Genomic DNA, 18,143 nt, shown 5'->3' with positions numbered 1-18,143 from the left:
CAGACGATTGACGACGACCAGCGAAGCTCGATCTTGACACAGTGACACCGGATGACTACCCTACGGGCCGATCTGCACAACGGGGGTGTCATCGTGGCGGTGCCGATCGACTTCATGGTGCTCGGGCCCCTGGAGGTCCACGCTGGCGACCAACGCGTTGAGCTGGGCGGCGAGCGGCAGAGAAGGCTGCTGGCCGGTCTGCTTCTCCGCCACGGTCAGTTGGTGTCCGCCGCAGACCTGATCGCCATCGCCTGGAGCGGGGACCCGCCCGCGACAGCTCGCAACCAGATCCACAGCGGAATTTGGCAGCTGCGTCGCACACTTGACCGCTACGGTGCGGCGCACCTGCTGGGTGGTGAGCGCGCCAACTACCGGCTTCGGGTCGACGCGAGTCAGCTGGACCTCGCCCGATTCAAGGATGCCGTGTCCGAGGGGCGACGCCTGGTCGCGCTCGACGACAAGCGTAAGGCCGCCGTCGTGCTGCGTCAGGCGGTGTCGATGTGGCGAGGTCCCGCTCTCGCCGATCTGAACGGAATCGTGCTGGAGCGCGAGGCCGCCGCATTGGAGGAGTTGCGCATCGCGGTTCTCGAAGAGTGTCTGGAGTGCGAGCTGGCCTTCGGCGGCGGGGCTGCCGTGGTCGCCGAACTGACTGATCTGGTGGCGAAACATCCGCTGCGGGAGCGGCTCGCGGCCATGCTGATGACCGGCCTCTACCAGTCCGGGCGGCAGGCCGAGGCGATCGAGGCGTACCAGCGCGTCGCTTCCACGCTCGCCGACGAACTGGGCGTCGACCCGGGCGACGAGCTGCGGAGGAGGTACGAGGCGATTCTTCGGCAAGACCGAGCCCTCGACCCGTCGGCGCGTCCCGAGGGCGTCGCCCTTGCGTCCGGCGCCGGTGCGACACCTGTTCGCCCGGCTCAACTTCCCCTGCAAGGGGCCCTGTTCGTCGGCCGTTCTTCCAGTCTGGCCGAGTTGGATGCGGCTCTGGCGACCGAGCCCACTGACCAGCCGCCCCCGAGTGTCCTGTCCATCGTGGGCCATGCCGGTGTCGGCAAGACCGCGCTGGCCGTCCGTTGGGCACATCGGGTCCGTGACCGTTTCCCGGACGGGCAGCTCTTTGTGAACCTGGACGGGTTCGGCCCGGACGGAACGGCGGCCCTCAAGCCGACCGACGTGCTACGAGACTTCCTGGAAGCGTTGCACGTTCCGCCGGACCGGATACCTCCCGGGCTCAACGCGCAGGCGAGTCTCTACCGCAGCGTCCTGGCCGACCGGCGGGTGCTGGTCGTGCTGGACAACGCCCGCGACGCGGCACAGGTACGCCCACTGCTTCCGGGCAGCCCGTCCTGCCTGGTCGTGGTCACCAGCCGAAACCGGCTCACCGGACTCGTCGTGAACGAAGGCGCTCAACCCGTGGCGCTCGGCATGCTGACCGAGGTGGAGGCGCACGAGTTGCTCACCCGCCGCCTCGGCGTCGCCCGGGTCGTGCGGGACGCGGGAGCCGTCGACCAGATCATCCGCCGGTGCGCAGGTCTACCCCTGGCGCTGGCCATCGTCGCGGCGCGTGCGGCCACCGACGCCCAGCTCTCGATCGAGGTCCTCGCCGGTCGCCTCGCGAGCGGCGGGGATCTGGACGTCCTTGCCGGGGACGATCCGCGGTCCGACCTCCGGACGGTTCTCTCCGGCTCCTACCGCGCTCTCAGTCCCGAGCACGCCCGACTGTTCCGCCTGCTCGGCCTGCATCATGGCCTGGAGATGGCCGTCTCGACCTGCGCCAGCCTGGCCGGCCTGCCGCTGGACCAGACCAGCCGACTGCTCGCCGACCTCGTAGCCGTCCACATGGTCGAGCGGCGTTCGACCGACCGGTACGCGCTCCACGATCTCCTGCGCGCGTACGCGCGCGAACTCGTCGACGGTCACGAGACCGAGCGCGATCGGCGCGCCGCGCGGCATCGGATGCTCGACCACTACCTGAACACCGCCCATGTCGCCGATCGCCTGATCTATCCGCACCGGCGTGACTCGATCGACCTCGCGGCGCCGCAGCCCGGCGTGACCACGGAGATCCTCACCGACAGCGACGCGGCGTTCGCCTGGTTCACGCACGAACGGCGGGCACTCGTCACGGCGGTCGACATGGCAGCCTCGGACGGGTTCGACTCGCACGCGTGGCAACTTGGCTGGACACTGACCACCTTCCTCAACCGATGCGGATGGTGGCACGAGTGGGCTGCGGTCGAGGCCACTGGTCTCGTCGCTGCGCAGCGGCTGAAGGACCGCAGGGCCGAGGCGCGCTGTCATCGCGGCCTCGCCAACGCCCACACCCGCCTGGGGCACTACGAACGTGCCCGCCAGCACCACGGCTCTGCCTTGAATCTGTACGTCGAGATCGGGGACCGGACCGGACAGGCGCAGGTCCACAGCAATCTGTCCTGGTTGGCCGAGCGTCAGGGAAGCTACCGTGACGCGCTGGCGCACGCCCAACAGATGCTGGACCTCCACCGGCAGGTGGGCCCCGAAGCTGGCGAGGCCAGCGCACTCAACGCGGTCGGGTGGTACCACAGCCTGCTGGGGGACCACACCCGCGCTCTCGACTACTGCGGACGCGCCGTCACTCTCATGCAACGCCTGGGCGACCTCCACGGTGAGGCGTACGTGTGGGACAGCCTGGCGCATGTTCACCACCAACGAGGCGACCACGCCCAGGCGCTCTCGTGTGGGCGGCGCGCGGTCAACCTGGCTGCAGAGGTCGGTGAGACCACTCTCCAAGCCAGCGCGTTGGCCCGCCTCGGCGACACCCACGAGGCCGCGGGTGACCTGGCCTCAGCGTGGAAGGTGTGGCATCAAGCATTGGATGTCTACAACGGACGCGACGAGGTGCAGGCGGCAGCCATTCGAGAAAAGCTGAAGGTCAGCATCTACGGCTCCTGACCTCCCGCCGGTCGTGACAATCAGACACGAACCCCCAGACACGGATATCCAACCCATCGACGGCTGTCCACACCTTGGCAGCGGTGCGCTCCTCCGCTAACGTCCATGGGAACGCTCCCATGAAGTTGGATACATCCATGTGATCTGGAGGCAACACGTCGTGGCTATCCTCTCCTCGCTCCGCCGCAGATCGGCGGCCCTCAGCGTGGCGGCCGTCGCGGGCGCCACCGCCGTCGGCGTCTGCCTCGCCGTCAGCAGCGCCTCCGCCGGCACGCTGTCCGGGTCGCTCTACCGTGACCCGAGTTCGGCAGTCGTCCGCTGGGTCGCCGCCAACCCCGGCGACTCGCGCACGGCCGTCATCCGCGACAAGGTCGCGAGTCAGCCGCAGGCGCGCTGGTTCGCCAACTTCAACCCCTCGACAGTGCAGTCCGAGGTCTCCGGGTTCATCGGCGCCGCCAACGCGGCGCAGCAGATCCCGGTCCTGGCCGTCTACGAGATCACCAACCGGGACTGCGGCGGTGCCAGCGCCGGTGGAGCGCCGGACCTCAACCAGTACCAGACGTGGGTGTCCAACTTCGCCAGGGGACTGGGCAACCAGACCGTCATCATCATCCTGGAAACCGACTCGCTCGCTCTGCTGACGTGCCTGAGCAGCGCCGAGATCAACGCGCGCAACGCGGCGATCTCGACTGCCACCCGGACCATCAAGTCGGGCAACCCCAACGCCAAGGTGTACCTCGACGGCGGCCACTCCACCTGGAACAGCGCCGGTGAGACGGCCAACCGGCTCCGGGCGGCCGGCGTGCAGTACGCCGACGGCTTCTTCACCAACGTGTCGAACTACAACTCCACCTCCAGCGAGGCGAACTTCGGTCGGGCGGTCATCTCCTCCCTCAACGGCATGGGGATCTCGGGCAAGCGCCAGGTCATCGACACCAGCCGTAACGGGGGTGCCAGCGGGGACTGGTGCGGCGACGACAACACCGACCGGCGCATCGGGCAGTACCCGACGACCAACACGGGTGACGGCAACATCGACGCCTACCTCTGGGTGAAGCCGCCCGGGGAGGCGGACGGCTGCCGCTTCACGGCCGGTTCGTTCCAGCCCGACCTGGCCTTCAGCCTGGCCAACGGCGCGCCGAACCCGCCCACCACCACCCCGCCGACGACCCCGCCGACGACCCCGCCGACGACGCCGCCGACGACCCCGCCGACCTCGCCGCCGGCCGGTGACGGCTGCTACGCGTCGATCGCGGTCAACCAGTGGGCTGGCGGTTTCACAGCGAGCGTGACGGTCACCGCCGGCAAGTCGGACATCAACGGCTGGACCGTGACCGTCGCGCTGCCCGGCGGCGCGGTCACCAGCACCTGGAGCGCCCAGGCCAGCGGCACCAGCGGAACCGTGGGGTTCACCAACGTGAGCTACAACGGGCGGGTCCTCGGCCGGCAGTCGACCAGCTTCGGCTTCCAGGGCACCGGCACCGGTCCGAGCACGACGGCCGCCTGCGTGACCAGCTGACCCGAGCCGATGCGGCGGGCCCGGCGTGGAGGATGCCTCCCCGCGTCGGGCCCGCCCCGCCATGCGGCACGGGCCGGGGGCGTTCTACCTGACCTGTGGTTCGTCACAAACCAACCGCGCGGATCGACGTTCCTTTCGAAGCCATCTCGGAAGGGAGCACACCGGATGCGTATCGTCGTTCTCGGCGCGAACGGGAGCACGGGCCGTCGCCTGGTACAGCAGGCGCTGGACGCCGGCCATGACGTACGGGCGGTGACCCGGCAGCCGCAGTCGTTCCCGGTCAGAGGCCCCGGCCTGGAGGTGGTGGCAGCCGATGCCACAGTGGAGGTCCCGGTGGGTGGTGCCGCCGTGGTGCTGTCGACGCTCGGAACGCCGTTCACTCGGCGACCGGTGAGGCTCTACAGCCACAGCACGGCGACGGTCCTGGCCGCGATGCGCCGCGAGGGTGTGCGGCGGCTCGTCGTTGTCAGTTCCAGCGCCGCCGAGCCGCATCACCATGCCGAGGGCGGGTTCCTGCTCAACCGGGTCATCCAGCCTTTGGTCACCGCCACGATCGGCAAGTCCACCTACGACGACATGCGCGCCATGGAGAAGCTGGTGCGGGACAGCAACCTCGACTGGACGATCGTGCGCCCGTCGGGGCTGTTCGACAGCGACAGCGTCACCCGCTACCGGCTCTCCGAGAGTCGTTCCGACGGCATCTTCACCAGCCGAGCCGACCTGGCGGCCTGTCTGCTGGCACAGGCCACCGACACCGCCTGGGTCAGGCGGACCGTGGCCGTCACCACCGCCGAGGGCACCCCGACGCTGTTGGCGATGCTGCGGCGGGAAGCGTTCGGGAAATAGGGACATGGACGACCAGCAGTGGTTTGCCGAGCAGTTGGCGCAGCACCGCCCGCATCTGCGGGCCGTTGCCTATCGACTGCTGGGCTCGCAGGCCGAGGTCGACGACGCGCTCCAGGAGGCGTGGCTGCGCACGACGCGCGCCGACCCGACCGCGATCACCAACCCTGCGGCGTGGCTGACCACGCTCGTAGGGCGGGTGTGCATCGACATGCTGCGGGCCCGGCAAGCGCGCCGCGAGCAGTTGAGCGCAACCTGGGAGCCGCTGGTCAGTGAGTACGGGGATCCGGAGGAAGCCAGCCTGCACACCGACGCGGTCGGCATCGCGTTGCTCGTGGTGCTGGACAGCCTCGAACCCGCCGAACGGCTCGCGGTCGTGCTGCACGACATGTTCGGCATGCCGTTCGAGCAGGTGGCCGCCATCGTGGGACGTACACCGGCGGCCACCAGGCAGCTGGCCAGCCGAGCCCGGCGGCGCCTGCGCGAGAGCGCTCCGCAGCCCCGGGCCGGCCTGCCCGCCCAGCGACGTGTCGTCGACGCCTTCCTGGCCGCCGCCCGCGCCGGCGACTTCGGCGCCCTGTTGACCCTGCTGGACCCCGACGTGGTGTTCCGCTCCGACCACGGACGCCGTGCACGGCTCGCGCCGGCCCTACTCACCGGTGCCCGTGCCGTGGCCTCCCGCGCGGCCGACGCCGGGCCACGGTTCGCGCGTCTCTGCGCTCCTGCGTTGGTAAACGGAGCCGCCGGGGTTGTCGCCCGCGACCGGCGGGGCAGGCCCATCGCCGTAGTCGGCTTCACCGTCTACGACCAACGCATCGTCGCCATCGACATGATCCTCGACCCGGACAAGCTCCGTTGGCCGCCGAATGGCTCTGGCAGGTCATCCGCGCGTCATTCCGGCGCAGCGCGGTAACGGACCCTGCTTGCGCCCGCGTCGCGGGCGGCGAGGTCTAGACGAGGGGGAGGATCGGGTCTGGGCGCGAAGTGTGGGGTTCGCCGAGGTCAACGCGGGTCACTCCCTGCCAACGCCGGTTGACCCGCAGGTCGTTACACTTACCGTTCGCGCCCCCGTAGCTCAGGGGATAGAGCATCGGTTTCCTAAACCGTGTGTCGCAGGTTCGAATCCTGCCGGGGGCACGTCACAGCGCAGCGGGCCGGTCAGACGGCGTAGATCAGCTTGACTCCGTCCAGCCCCAGAGCGGCGGCCCGGGTGCCGCGGACCCCGCTGTTGAGGTTGCGCCAACTGTTGTTGCTGGCGGCCTCGTGCACCCACCCGTCGACGACGTTGTAGATGTGCTTCACCCCGTTGACGTTGAGCGCTGCCAGCGAGATGCCCTGTGCGCCGTAGATGCCGGTCCACAGGTTGGCCCAGCCGGCGTTGCTGGCGGCCTCGTAGACCCGGCCGCCGTTCAGTGTGTAGAGGATCTTCGTGCTGCCCACCGTGATAGCCGCTACCGCCGAGGCCGGGATGCCCGTGTTCAGGTTCCGCCAGGCGTTTGCGCTGTGCGCCTCGTGTACGTAGCCGCCGACGATGCTGTAGACGTACTTGACGCCGTTCAGCGCGATCACCGAGATCGACGACGAGCTTGCGCCGCCGATGCCGGTGTTGAGGTTGCGCCAGCCGTTGTTGCTGGCGGCCTCGTGCACGTACCCGTCGACGACGTTGTAGACCAGCTTCACCCCGTCGAGGTTGATCGCGGCCAGTGCGGTGCCCTGTGCGCCGTGGATGCCGGTCCACAGGTTGGTCCAGCCGGCGTTGCTGGCGGCCTCGTGGATGCGGCCGCCGTTGAGGGTGTAGAGGATCTTCGTGGATCCGAGGGTGATCGCGGTCGTCGCCGTGCCGGTCACCGCGCCCGCGCTGCCGGAGACCGGCAGGGCGCGCCAGCCGGCGTTGCTGGCCGCCTCGAACACCTGACGGGGCTGGTCGGCCGGGTTCTGCTGGATGAAGACCAGCGGGTTGATCCGGGTGCCGGACGGGTCGATCATGTGCCAGTGCAGGTGGGGGCCCGTCGAGCTGCCCGAGCCGGGTGCGCCGGCCGCGCCGCCGGAGCGGCCCACGATCGTGCCCGGGCCCACGCTGGCACCGTTGCCGAGCAGGAACTGCGACAGGTGCAGGTACTGGCTGCGGTACCCGTCCGCGTGCTGGATCGTGACGGTGTGCCCGCCCGTGCCGTTGTTGGGGGTGTTCTGGATGGTGCCGGCGCCGCAGGCCGGCAACGCCGTGCCCACCCCCATCCCGAAGTCGATGCCGCCGAGTGACCCGCGGCGGAGGTGACCCTCCCAGGTGTCGGTGATCGGGTAGGCGCCGAACGGGTTGTAGATCGACGGTGCGGCCTGTGCGGCCTCGGGAACCAGCAGGCCACCGGTGCTGATGGCGCCCGCACCCAGCACCGCCGCGCGCAACATGGTGCGGCGACTCACGGCGGAGGTGGTCGTGTCGTCGCCGCAGCAGCTGCCTTCGTGACCGTCCGTCATTCCCACTCCTTCTGCGCCCGCCAAGATATCTACGGAGGCTAATGGGTGGGGTGGCCTGACGGTGCCGCCGCTACCAGACGTTGATCAGAGCGTTGGCAGCTGTTCGGCTCGGGTGACCACCTGGTCGATGAGGCCGTACTCCCGGGCCTGCTCGGCGGTGAACCAACGGTCCCGGTCCCAGTCCCGCTGGATCTCGTCGAGGGTCCGTCCACTGTGCTGGGCGATCAGCTCCTGCATCGTCCGCTTCACGTGCAGCATGTTCTCCGCCTGGATGGTGATGTCGGCGGCGGTTCCGCCCATCCCGCCGGACGGCTGGTGCATCATGATCCGCGAGTGCGGCAGCGCGTACCGCTTGCCGGCCGCACCCGCGCAGAGCAGGAACTGCCCCATCGAGCCGGCGAACCCGAGCGCCAGCGTCGCCACGTCGTTGCGGACGTAGCGCATCGTGTCGTAGACGGCCATTCCCGCGCTCACCGAACCGCCCGGCGAGTTGATGTAGAGGTAGATGTCCCGGTTGTCGTCCTCGGCGGCGAGCAGCAGGATCTGCGCGCAGATCTGGTTGGCCGACTCCTCCGTCACCTCGGTGCCGAGGAAGACGATCCGCTCCCGCAGCAGCCGCTCGAACACATGGTCGCCGAAGGACGGCTGCCCGCCCTCCAGCATTCGCACGTTGTACCCGATCATGTGCCGTCGCCTTCCGCCGTGCCGGCGGGCGGTGGGGACCACCCGGTGGACCGGCACCTTCAGCGTGCGGGCGACGGCGGTGGCTGGCCCAGTGATTCTGCCGCCGGCAGATCCGCCGACGGCAGAACCGCGCGGCCTACGCGGCGGTCAGCCGCCGCAGGCCCAGCCGGGTCTGTGCGCAGTCAGCCAGAGCGGCGGTACGCGGGCCGGGGCGCGAGCCGCCAGCGGAGGCCAACGCGTCGACGTCGAGGGTGGGTTCGCTGAACCCTGCTCCCTGGTGCAGGACGAACCCGCTGGTGCGGGGACCCACCAGCAGTGTGGCGTTGCCGATCTCGCGTCGGGTCGCGTCGACCCGCTCCAGGTGGGTGAGCGCGGCGCGCGGCGTGGCCGGGAGGCGCGGCTCGACCCGGCGCATGTCGTCGCGGGCCTCGCCGAGCAGGTCGGCGAGGCTGATGCCGAGCGCCCGGCAGATCGCCGCGAGCACCTCCGACGAGGCCTCCTTGCGGCCCCGCTCGACCTCGGAGAGGTAGGGCACGGAGACGTCGGCCGACGCGGCCACCTCGCGCAGCGTGCGGCCCTGACGTTGGCGGTGGCGGCGCAGCACCCCACCGATCACTCGTCGCAGCAACGACATGCCGGCCTCACTTTCGCGGTCGTCGTCGGGAACACCCTCATCATGCCCGTTCCCGGCCGTCCGGACCGACCCGACCGGGTCCGCGCCGCTCCGACGGCGCGGACCCGGGGCTCTCACCGGTGCAGATGGGTGTGCCAGGTGGCCGGCTCGGGCACCAGCGTCACCCTGCGGAACAGGGCCTTGGTGGCGCCGGCGGGCAGCAGTGCGTCGTCGTCGATCGTCACGGTCGCCCCGTTGACGTCGTAGACGGTCAGCGACTCGTTGCCGTTCTCTCCACCGAACCGCGCCGGGTGCCCGTCTATCGTGGTGTTCGGGTTGACATATGCCTTGTCGGACGGGTCGGTGACGTGCCGGTATCGGGAGATGCCGACCCTGAGTACGCGGGCGAACGCCGAGCCCGGTCCGGCGCTGGCCTCCGAGGACCACTGCGTGCTGGCGTACCAGTACCCAGGTTGCTCCAGCGACTCGGTGACGTCGACCGCGGTCAGGCGCAGGTCTGCCGGGAGGTCAGCCACCTTTCCCGGCAGCTGGACCGGGTCGTCGCCGAAGCGTAGCGACCGGGCCACCCGCACGGCGGTGTCCTTCGTGTCCGTCCCAGTGCCGAAGACCCGCAACTGCGCCCAGCCGTCCGGGGCGTACCGCCACACGAGGACCGTCTCCGGAGCCTCCGCGCCAGCGTAGGCGGTGAAGGTGCTCGCCCCACCGTTCAGTTCGGGCCCGGCACTGGCGCCGGTCACGATGGCCGCCTGCCCGCTGTCTCGCTGCGGCATAGGGGGCGGAGCCCCCTTCGGAGAGAGGGTGAGCGCTACGCCGTGCCACTGGTCGCCGCTGCGGCTGCTGGTTGCGCCGAGGTAGACGCGCCCACCTTGTCGAGCCGCTAACGCTGCTGCTGCCGGTCCCGCGCCGGGATCGGGGAGCGGCCGCCCGGCCTGGTATTGGAGATTGCGTATGCCGTCCGGCAGCCAGCCGAATCGGACGTACACCCGTGCGGGATCGATCGTGGTCAGCGCCGCTGGCAGGCCGGTCGCGACCGCCTTTTCGCCGTCGCTGGACGGCATCGTGGCAGCCGGCGGACGATCCGGGTTCAGCAGGTCGGGCACTGTCAGCGCGCCCACGGTCAGCGCCGCCGCGAGCAGCGTCGCGCCGGTCCCACGCGCCAAGCGGCGCTGGCGGCGCACGGTGCTCATCGCCCGATCCAGGTCGAGCACCCGGGAGGGTGTCTCCGCCGACTCGATCTCGGCGAGCATGAGGTCGCTCATCTGGCGTTCGTCCAGCATCTCGTTTCTCCTTTCAGCTGCCGGTGAGGCTGGGGGCGAGCAGGGTGCGCAGGGTGGCCAGGCCCTTGGCGGTCTGGCTCTTCACCGTTCCGGTCGAGCAGCCCATGGCCTTGGCGGTCTCCTCGACGCTGAGGTCCTGGAAAAACCGCAGCACCAACACCGCGCGTTGGCGTGGCGGCACCTGTCGCAGGGCGCCCACCACTGTGATCCGGTCGGTCGGGTCGGGAAAGGCCCTGGACACGTCGGGCAGTGCGGCGCCGAGGCGGACCCGAGCCCAGCGCAACCGGCGCTCGTCGATCAGTCGCCGCACCAACATGGTGCGGACCAGCGCTTCCAGGTGATCGGCCTGCCGCGCCCGGGCCCACGAGCGGTACAGCTCGGTGAGCACTCGTTGCAGGATGTCGTCGCCCCGGTCCCAGTCCCCGCACATCAGGTAGGCGGTGCGCCGCCACTGCACCATCCGGGACCGGACGTACTCGGTGTATTCGTCGTCGGCCTCGGCTCGCCGTCTGCCGCTCGTCGTCACGAGGGTCGCGCCCCCTCCGTCTGCCGGCCTGCACCGGTTCGTCGTTGTCGTCCGGTAGTCGGGTGCGGGCGCGCCGCCGGTTGTCCGCCGCGACCCGGGCGTGCGGCCGACGGTGTACCCGCTATGTTGTGGGCGTGCAGGCGACGGCGGGGGAGCAGGTTCGACGGTGATCCATTTTCCCGCGCAGCGCCGGGGCCCACTGAGCGCGCTGAGCCTTCGGCTCGCCGCCGCCCTGGGTCTGGTCTTCGCCGTGGTCGCCGCGGTCTATCTGGGCCGGGACGGCTACCGTGACGTCAACGAGGACGGCCTCACCCTCCTCGACTGCTTCTACTACGCGGTCGTGTCGCTCTCGACCACCGGCTACGGGGACATCACCCCGGCCGCGCCGTCGGCCCGGCTGGTCAACGTCCTCTTCATCACCCCGGCCCGAGTGATCTTCCTTATCATCCTGGTCGGCACCACACTGGAAGTTCTGACCGAGCAGTACCGGACCGGCCGTCGCCTGTCGCGGTGGAGGAGAGCCGTGAAGGATCACGTCATCATCTGCGGCTACGGCACCAAGGGGCGCAGCGCTGTCTCCGCCCTGATGGAGAACGGTCTTGACCGCTCGCGGATCGTGGTGGTGGAGCGCAGTGCCGCCGCCCTGCGGCAGGCCACCTCGGCTGGGCTGGTGGCGATCGAGGGCTCGGCGACCCGTTCGTCGGTGCTGAACGAGGCGCACGTCAAGAACGCGAAGGCCGTGATCATCGCGACCGACAGTGACGACGCGTCGGTGCTGGTCGCGCTGACGGTACGGCAGCTCACCGCCGGACAGGTCCGCATCATCGCGGCGGCGCGGGAGGCGGAGAACGCCCCGCTGCTCAAGCAGAGTGGCGCGCACCATGTGATCGTCTCCTCGGCCACGGCGGGCCGGCTGCTCGGCCTGTCCACCTCGGCGCCGCCGCTGATCGACGTCGTGGAGGACCTGCTCACTCCCGGCCAGGGCATGGCGCTGGCGATGCGTTCCGCCGAGCGGGACGAGGTGGGTCGCTCGCCGCGCGAGCTGGAGTCGTTGGTGATCGCCCTGGTGCGGCGGGGCAAGGTGGTCACCCTGGCCGACCGGGCCGGCGCGGTGATCGAGACCGGCGACATGCTGGTGCACGTACGCGACGATCGCCCCCAGTCGGCAACCACCGCCTGATCGTCCTACCGCTGCCGCGGTGTGACTGCTGGCATGACGGTGCCGCTCTCGCCGCTGTGATGAGGCGGCGTCAGCAGGTGTCGTCGGTGACGCAGATCGCCTCGGTGCAGCTGACCGCCGTGCCGGTGGACGCCCGGCTGAGCAGTTCGTAGAGCGTCTCCCGTTCGGCGGGGTCCAGCGCGCCCAGCACCTCGTCCTCGGCGCCGGCCAGGGCGCACTCGGCCTCGCTGAGGCGTTTTGCCCCATCTTCGGTGAGTTCGACGACGTGTCGGCGGCGATCCTCGGGTGAGCGCCGACGCTCGATCAGCTGCTTCGCCTCCAGGTCGTTGAGCAGCCCGACGATGTTGGTGCTGTCCATTTCCAGGATGGTGGCGAGCGCCTGTTGCCCGGTGCCGCCGCCGGCGCGCAGCACTGTGAGCGCGACCAGATGCCGGGGGCGTAGCCCCAGCGGCGCCAGCACCGACTCCGACCGCAGTCGCATCCGCCGGGCCAGATGGTCCAGGAGTGCGCCCGAGCGGTGCTCGGAGGAGTCGAGCGGCTGCGCGGACATGTGACCCAGTCTACCGACTCAGCGGAACATCGGCCTGCTATAAATAGTTGGTGCCTCACGAACGATTACTGAAGGAGGAATGATGCATCTACTGCATATTGACTCGAGCATCCGCGGTGACTGGTCGGTCAGCCGGCGGCTCACCGCCCGCGCGGTCGACGCATGGCGTGCGGCCCACCCGGACGGCACAGTGGCCTACCGGGACCTGGGCGCGGAACCGCTGCCGCACCTGGACGCGAACGGTGGGCTGGCGCGGATGACGCCTCCGGACCAGCACACGCCGGCCCAGCGCGACTCCTGGGACCTCAGCGAGCGGCTGGTCGACGAGGTGAAGCAGGCCGACGTGGTGCTGCTCGGTCTGCCGCTCTACAACTTCGGCGCGCCCAGCAGCGTCAAGTCCTGGGTCGACCACCTGATCGTTCCCGGGCTGGCGTACGACCCGACGACGCAGGAGGGCCTGCTCGGCGGACGCGAGTTCGTGGTGCTGGCCACCCGGGGCGGCGGCTACGGCGAGGGCACCCCTCGTTACGGCTGGGACCACGCCGAGCCGTGGCTCCCGCACGGCCTGTCGATGACCGGCATGCAGCCACGTTTCATCAGCGCCGAGCTGACCCTGGCACCGTCCGTGCCGGCGATGGCCGAGCTGATCCCGCTGCACGAGGCGAGCCTCGCGGCGGCCGAGAAGGAGATCGACAACCTCTGGACCCCGGCCAGCGCCCAGCGCTGAGCAGCGCCGACACGACGAGAGCGGCCGCCCCCGATCGGGGACGGCCGCTCTCGTCAGTGCGGACGGATTACATGATCGTCCAGGTGTCGCCGCTGCCCAGCAGGCCGGCGAGCTGCTGCTCGGGGGTCTCGGTGACAGTCGCCTTGGCGGCCGCGAGCTGAGCCTGCACCACGCTGTCGTACGACGGCCGGTCCACCGAGCGGAACACCCCGATCGGAGTGTTGCGCAGGTCCAGGCCGGGCAGCCGGGACAGGGCGAAGGCATAAGCAGGGTCGGTCACCGTCGCGTCGTGCACGACGATCTCCTCCGGGCGGACCGAGCTGGTGTCCCGGACCTCCAGGCCGAAGCCACCCGGCGGGTGCACCACGCAGAACTGCCCGTCGGCCCCGAAGGTGATCGGCTGGCCGTGCTCCAGGCGGATCAGGTAGTCGTCCCGCGTGGACGGGTCCTTGAGCTGCTCGAACGCCCCATCGTTGAAGATGTTGCAGTTCTGGTAGATCTCCACGAACGCCGAACCCTCGTGCTCCGCGGCGGCCCGCAGCACCGACTGGAGGTGCTTGCGGTCCGAGTCGATGGTCCGGCCCACGAAGCTGGCCTCCGCGCCGAGGGCGAGCGAGAGCGGGTTGAACGGGGCGTCCGCCGAGCCGGCCGGCGTCGACTTGGTGACCTTGCCGACCTCGGACGTCGGAGAATACTGACCCTTGGTCAGACCGTAGATCCGGTTGTTGAACAGCAGGATCTTGAGGTTGACGTTGCGCCGCAGCGCGTGGATCAGGTGGTTGCCACCGATGGAGAGCGCGTCGCCGTCGCCGGTGACCACCCAGACCGACAGGTCCGGCCGGGACACCGACAGGCCGGTCGCGATCGCCGGGGCCCGACCGTGGATCGAGTGCATCCCGTACGTGTTCATGTAGTACGGGAAGCGGGACGAGCAGCCGATCCCGGAGACGAAGACGGTGCGCTCGCGGGGGATGTTCAGCTCGGGCATGAACTGCTGGATGGCCGCCAGGATCGCGTAGTCACCGCAGCCGGGGCACCAGCGCACCTCCTGGTCGGACTTGAAGTCCTTCGCGGTGAGCTTGAGGGCGACGGGCTCAGACATTCTTCAGCACCTCTTCCAGCGTCGTCTCCAGCTCGGCGGCCGTGAACGGAAGGCCGCGGACCTGGTTGTAGCTGATCGCGTCGACCAGGTAGCGGGCCCGGATGACGTGGGCCAGCTGGCCCAGGTTCATCTCCGGGATGACCACCTTGTCGTACGAGCGGAGCACCTCACCGAGGTTGGCCGGCATCGGTGCCAGGTGCCGCAGGTGCGCCTGGGCGATGGAGAGGCCACGCTGGCGGACCCCGCGGCACGCCGCGCCGATCGGCCCGTACGTCGAGCCCCAGCCGAGGACGAGCACTCGGGCGTCGCCGTCCGGGTCCTCCACCTCGATGTCGGGCACGGGGATGGTCTCGATCCGGGCGGCCCGGGTGCGCACCATGAAGTCGTGGTTGGCCGGGTCGTAGGAGATGTCGCCGGTCTTGTCGGCCTTCTCCAGACCGCCGATCCGGTGCTCCAGGCCGGCGGTGCCCGGGATCGCCCACGGTCGGGCCAGGGTCTCCGGGTCACGCAGGTAGGGCAGGAAGGTGGTGCCGTCCTCGCCGTTGGGCTTGGTGGCGAACTCGACACGCAGGTCGGGCAGCGACTCCACGTCCGGCAGAAGCCACGGCTCGGAGCCGTTGGCGACGTAGTTGTCGGACAGCAGGATCACCGGGGTGCGGTAGGTGAGCGCGATCCGGGCCGCCTCCAGCGCCGCGAAGAAGCAGTCCGACGGTGACCGGGGCGCGATCACCGCGACCGGCGCCTCACCGTGCCGACCGTAGAGCGCCATGTTGAGGTCGGCCTGCTCGGTCTTGGTCGGCATGCCGGTCGACGGGCCGGCGCGCTGCACGTCCACGATCACCAGCGGCAGCTCCAGCGCCACCGCCAGCGAGATCGTCTCGCTCTTGAGCGCCACGCCCGGACCGCTGGTGGTGGTCACGCCGAGCGACCCGCCGTAGGAGGCGCCCAGCGCGGCGCCGACGGCGGCGATCTCGTCCTCCGCCTGCACTGTGAGAACGCCGAAGCGCTTGTGCTTGCTCAGCTCGTGCAGGATGTCCGACGCGGGCGTGATCGGGTACGCGCCGAGGAAGACCGGCAGCCCGGAGCGGACCCCGGCGGCGACCAATCCCAGCGAGAGCGCCGCGTTGCCGGTGATGTTGCGGTACGTGCCCGGCTTCATCTTGGCCGGCTTGACCTCGTAGCGGACCCCGAAGTCCTCGGTGGTCTCGCCGAAGTTCCAGCCGGCCTTGAAGGCGGCGACGTTAGCGGCGACCAGCTCCGGCCGAGCCGCGAACTTGCGCTCCAGGAAGCGCAGCGTCGACTCGTAGGGCCGGGAGTACATCCAGGAGAGCAGGCCGAGCGCGAACATGTTCTTCGACCGCTCGGCGTCCTTCTTGGACACCTGGTGGGCCGCGAGCGCGCCGACCGTCATCGAGGTCAGCGCCACCGGGTGCACCACGTAACCGGCCAGCGAGTCGTCGTCCAGCGGGCTGGTCTGGTAACCGACCTTGGCGAGGTTGCGCTTGGTGAACTCGTCGGTGTTGACGATGATGTCCGCGCCGCGCGGCAGATCGGCCAGGTTGGCCTTGAGCGCCGCCGGGTTCATCGCCACCAGCACGTTGGGCGCGTCGCCCGGTGTGAGGATGTCGTAGTCGGCGAAGTGCACCTGGAAGCTCGACACGCCGGGCAGGGTGCCGGCGGGAGCCCGGATCTCGGCGGGGAAGTTTGGCAGCGTGGAGATGTCGTTGCCGAGCTGTGCCGTCTCCGAGGTGAAGCGGTCGCCGGTCAGCTGCATGCCGTCGCCGGAGTCACCGGCGAACCGGATGACCACCCGGTCGAGTTGACGGATCTGCTTGGTCACTGTGCCACCTTCGTTCGCGACTGCGGGGCTTGCCCGGCCACGGAACCTCCTTGACGCAACGCTTCACCGCACCGCCCCAGGCTGGTCCGGCCGCTGTCGTTCCTCACCTGAGAGCCTACGTCTAAGGGAGCCCTAACCATCCCCGGAGGTCCGCCGACTGAGACCCGATGTGGTGGTGAAACGCCCACATTTGCGGTGTTACGCCCCGCCCGCCGTAATTCAGATCACCACCGGTTGCGCCGACGACCCCGGCTGCGCTGCCGGGGTCGTCGGTCGATCAGTCAGCCGGGTTGGGCGCGGGCTCGGGCGGCGGGCCGCCGAACCGACGGCGCAGCGAGGTCGTGGCCAGCGTGAGAGCCAGCACCACCAGCAGCGCGGACACCGCGATCAGGATCGCCGCGGTGCGCTCCACCGAGGTCAACCCGCCGTCTCCGGTCGTGGCGCCGGCGGGCAGTACGCCCTGCGAGCCGGTCGGCGCGGGCGGGGAGACCACCGGCGTGGCCAGCGCGGCCGCCGCGGTGATCCGGAAGCTCATCTGCACCCGACGGGTCGGGCCGCTGCGGGGATCGAGTTGCCCGATCACGGCCCCGGACAGCGGCGCTTCCCGCTGCGCCTGCGGCGTCGCCTCCACCGGCAGCTGCACCTCGGCGGTCGTGCCCGCCAGCACCACGCCGGCGTCGCAGCGGGTACGCGTCGGGTCGACCGCCACGCAGCCGAGCGGCGGGGTCGGCACTGTCACGCCGGCCGGCAGGACGACCTCGACCCGCCCGGCGGCGTCCACCGCGCCGGTGTTGCCCAACCGGAGCGTGAGGGTGCTGGGGCCGCCGCTGATGTCGAAGGCCACCTCGTCGGCGGCGAGCGCGATCCCGGGCACCGGCGGGCCCGCTGGGAAGAGCACCGCGAAGCCCTGGTCGTCGGTCGCCTCCCCGGCCGTTCCCGGCGCGTCCGCGATGACCTGGACGGAGCCGCTGAGCGGCATCTGCTTCCACGCCGTGCCAGCGACCCGCAGCCGCAGCACCGTGCTGAACCGGACGCCCGCACCGGCGGTCCAGGCACCGCATCGGTACGTCCCACCACCGGCGGCGGCGCAGCCCTTCGTGCCGGCGTCGGTCAGCCCGGCGGGCAGCGTGTACGAGAGTCGGATCTGTTCCGTGGTGGTACCGGTGTTGTGCACGGTGACCTGGAGGGTGGCGGCCGTGTTCGGCGTGTTCCAGTACGCCTCGGTGAGCGTGACGTCGCCGGTGGTGACCTGCACGCCCAGCGGGCTCTGCGGCGGTGGCGCCGAACCCGGAGCGGGCGGACGGACCGTCGGCGCCGGCGGCGTCGGCGGGGCCGGGGGCGCCGTCGGTGGCACCGGGGGAGCCGGGCTGGGCGGTCGGGTGGTGCCGCCCGGCGCGGGCGCGCCGGTGGTCGGCACTGGCGGGACCTCCGGGGCGGTGGTCACCGGTGCCGGAGGCGTCGTCTCCGGTGGTGGCGCGGCGGTTTCCGGTGCCGGCTCGGTCGGCTCCGGTCCACCGCCCGGGTCTTCGGTAGGGGTGGGCTCCTCCGCCGGTGTGGTCGGGGGTTCCTCGCCTCCCGGCTCGTTGACCGGCTCGGCCGAGGTGGCGGCCGGGTCCGCGTCCGGTGCGGCCGCGCTGGCCCAGGCCGGTCCCACGGCGAGCGCCGTGAGCAGGCCGAGCGCGAGCGCGGTCGCCAGCAGGGGCGTGGAACGTCGCCCCTCCGCCCGGTTACCGGGCGATGCCTTCACGCGGGCCATCTGTCCTCCGGTGACGTGGGTGGGTGTCCAATATTCGGTAACAGTTGCCCCGGTGCACTAGTCCCATCCGGAAACAAATCCGTAACGTGTTTGGGACGG

At 70.4% G+C, this 18,143-nt stretch carries 15 protein-coding genes and 1 tRNA gene; 7 read left to right on the top strand and 9 right to left on the bottom strand.

Annotation, left to right across the window (positions count from 1 at the left end; genetic code table 11):
- The first annotated feature begins 51 nt into the window (after positions 1-51).
- The 5 genes from OG598_RS23655 to OG598_RS23635 all read left to right on the top strand — a co-directional run bounded on the left by OG598_RS23655 (position 52) and on the right by OG598_RS23635 (position 6,430).
- Positions 52-2,931, top strand: a complete 2,880-nt coding sequence (locus OG598_RS23655) for an AfsR/SARP family transcriptional regulator (protein WP_328651122.1) — start codon at positions 52-54, stop codon at positions 2,929-2,931.
- Positions 2,932-3,091: 160 nt separating this feature from the next.
- The gene (locus tag OG598_RS23650; protein WP_328651121.1) at positions 3,092-4,450 is read left to right on the top strand and encodes a glycoside hydrolase family 6 protein; all 1,359 of its coding nucleotides are present in this window, start codon (positions 3,092-3,094) and stop codon (positions 4,448-4,450) included.
- Between the two features lie 165 nt (positions 4,451-4,615).
- Positions 4,616-5,296, top strand: a complete 681-nt coding sequence (locus OG598_RS23645) for an NAD(P)-dependent oxidoreductase (RefSeq protein ID WP_328651120.1) — start codon at positions 4,616-4,618, stop codon at positions 5,294-5,296.
- A gap of 4 nt (positions 5,297-5,300) precedes the next feature.
- Positions 5,301-6,206, top strand: coding sequence for a sigma-70 family RNA polymerase sigma factor (locus OG598_RS23640; RefSeq protein WP_328651119.1), 906 nt, complete (start codon positions 5,301-5,303; stop codon positions 6,204-6,206).
- A gap of 151 nt (positions 6,207-6,357) precedes the next feature.
- Positions 6,358-6,430: transfer RNA gene (locus OG598_RS23635), tRNA-Arg, on the top strand.
- Positions 6,431-6,451: 21 nt separating this feature from the next.
- On the opposite strand, the gene OG598_RS23630 is transcribed toward OG598_RS23635, so the two are convergent.
- From OG598_RS23630 to OG598_RS23610, 5 genes are all read right to left on the bottom strand, one after another.
- A complete protein-coding gene (locus tag OG598_RS23630) occupies positions 6,452-7,768 on the bottom strand; it encodes a M23 family metallopeptidase (RefSeq protein WP_328651118.1) in 1,317 nt (438 codons plus the stop codon).
- An 84-nt stretch (positions 7,769-7,852) separates the two neighbouring features.
- Positions 7,853-8,452, bottom strand: coding sequence for a ClpP family protease (locus OG598_RS23625; protein ID WP_328651117.1), 600 nt, complete (start codon positions 8,450-8,452; stop codon positions 7,853-7,855).
- Between the two features lie 136 nt (positions 8,453-8,588).
- On the bottom strand, positions 8,589-9,086 hold the full coding sequence (locus OG598_RS23620; RefSeq protein WP_328651116.1) for a helix-turn-helix domain-containing protein: 498 nt from the start codon (positions 9,084-9,086) through the stop codon (positions 8,589-8,591).
- A gap of 113 nt (positions 9,087-9,199) precedes the next feature.
- A complete protein-coding gene (locus tag OG598_RS23615) occupies positions 9,200-10,363 on the bottom strand; it encodes a hypothetical protein (protein WP_328651115.1) in 1,164 nt (387 codons plus the stop codon).
- A gap of 13 nt (positions 10,364-10,376) precedes the next feature.
- Positions 10,377-10,889 carry a SigE family RNA polymerase sigma factor gene (locus tag OG598_RS23610; RefSeq protein ID WP_328651114.1) on the bottom strand — a complete coding sequence of 171 codons (513 nt, stop codon included), beginning with the start codon at positions 10,887-10,889 and terminating at the stop codon, positions 10,377-10,379.
- A gap of 166 nt (positions 10,890-11,055) precedes the next feature.
- On the opposite strand from OG598_RS23610, the gene OG598_RS23605 reads away from it, so the two are divergent.
- Entirely contained in the window at positions 11,056-12,069 is a 1,014-nt protein-coding gene (locus tag OG598_RS23605; RefSeq protein ID WP_112603739.1) for a potassium channel family protein, read from the top strand.
- Between the two features lie 70 nt (positions 12,070-12,139).
- Here the strand turns inward: OG598_RS23605 and OG598_RS23600 are convergent, their stop codons facing one another.
- Positions 12,140-12,619, bottom strand: coding sequence for a MarR family winged helix-turn-helix transcriptional regulator (locus OG598_RS23600; protein ID WP_328651113.1), 480 nt, complete (start codon positions 12,617-12,619; stop codon positions 12,140-12,142).
- 82 nt (positions 12,620-12,701) lie between these two features.
- Between OG598_RS23600 and OG598_RS23595 the strand changes: the two genes are divergently transcribed.
- Complete coding sequence (locus OG598_RS23595) at positions 12,702-13,346, top strand: FMN-dependent NADH-azoreductase (protein WP_328651112.1); 645 nt, start codon at positions 12,702-12,704, stop codon at positions 13,344-13,346.
- Between the two features lie 67 nt (positions 13,347-13,413).
- Here the strand turns inward: OG598_RS23595 and OG598_RS23590 are convergent, their stop codons facing one another.
- The 3 genes from OG598_RS23590 to OG598_RS23580 all read right to left on the bottom strand — a co-directional run bounded on the left by OG598_RS23590 (position 13,414) and on the right by OG598_RS23580 (position 18,044).
- On the bottom strand, positions 13,414-14,448 hold the full coding sequence (locus tag OG598_RS23590) for a 2-oxoacid:ferredoxin oxidoreductase subunit beta (protein WP_328651111.1): 1,035 nt from the start codon (positions 14,446-14,448) through the stop codon (positions 13,414-13,416).
- Positions 14,441-16,288, bottom strand: coding sequence for a 2-oxoacid:acceptor oxidoreductase subunit alpha (locus OG598_RS23585; protein ID WP_112673885.1), 1,848 nt, complete (start codon positions 16,286-16,288; stop codon positions 14,441-14,443). The genes OG598_RS23590 and OG598_RS23585 overlap by 8 nt, the downstream gene beginning before the upstream one ends.
- A gap of 277 nt (positions 16,289-16,565) precedes the next feature.
- Positions 16,566-18,044 carry a hypothetical protein gene (locus OG598_RS23580; RefSeq protein WP_328651110.1) on the bottom strand — a complete coding sequence of 493 codons (1,479 nt, stop codon included), beginning with the start codon at positions 18,042-18,044 and terminating at the stop codon, positions 16,566-16,568.
- Between the last annotated feature and the right edge of the window lie 99 nt (positions 18,045-18,143).

It is taken from the genome of Micromonospora sp. NBC_00330, assembly GCF_036136635.1.
Classification (GTDB): Bacteria; Actinomycetota; Actinomycetes; order Mycobacteriales; family Micromonosporaceae; genus Micromonospora; species Micromonospora salmantinae.
Note: the sequence above shows the minus strand (reverse complement) of the source record. Positions and strands in the feature narration are given on the sequence as shown.